Here is a 692-nt window from a genome sequence, read left to right as displayed (position 1 = left end):
CCGTCTGAAAAGGTAGTCTCAACCAGTGAGAATCGCTTTTCAGATGGCCTCTTATAGGTAAAACTATCTGCCGGCTTCTTCCAGCCAGTTGCGCGGTATAAGGAATTGATTGAGACGTGCTTCGGGTGAACCTTCTTCCGGTGCATATTGATACTCAAAGCGAACCAAAGGCGGCATAGACATTAAAATGCTTTCTGTACGGCCGCCGCTTTGCAGACCGAACAGTGTGCCTCTGTCCCAAACCAAGTTAAATTCCACATAGCGTCCGCGACGGTAGAGTTGGAAATCGCGTTCACGTTCTCCATAAGGCGTATTTTTGCGTTTTACCACAATCGGCAGATACGATGCGATATAGCCTTCCCCGACTGCCTTAATAAAATTCAAGCAGGTATCGAAATCCCAGCGGTTTAAATCGTCAAAAAACAGGCCGCCCACGCCGCGTGTTTCGTTACGGTGTTTCAAATAGAAATATTCGTCACACCATTGTTTGAATTCAGGATAAACCGATTCGCCAAATGGCACGCATACGTCCCGAGCCACTGTGTGCCAATGCACGATATCTTCTTCAAAAGGATAAAAGGGCGTCAAATCAAAGCCGCCGCCAAACCACCAAACCGGCTCGGCATTTTCAGGGTAGGCAATAAAAAAGCGCACATTGGCATGGCTGGTCGGGACATAAGGATTTTTCGGAT

The 692-nt window shown here is 47.7% G+C and carries 1 protein-coding gene; it reads right to left on the bottom strand.

Translation table 11 applies throughout. The features are described from left to right. Positions 1–63 precede the first annotated feature (63 nt). The coding region (gene hemF / locus ACTHS3_RS16395) for an oxygen-dependent coproporphyrinogen oxidase (RefSeq protein WP_440368560.1) at positions 64–692 on the bottom strand (629 nt) is incomplete at its 5' end.

The organism is Neisseria sp. P0009.S007, from assembly GCF_051962515.1.
This window is presented reverse-complemented; position numbering and strand designations above follow the sequence as displayed.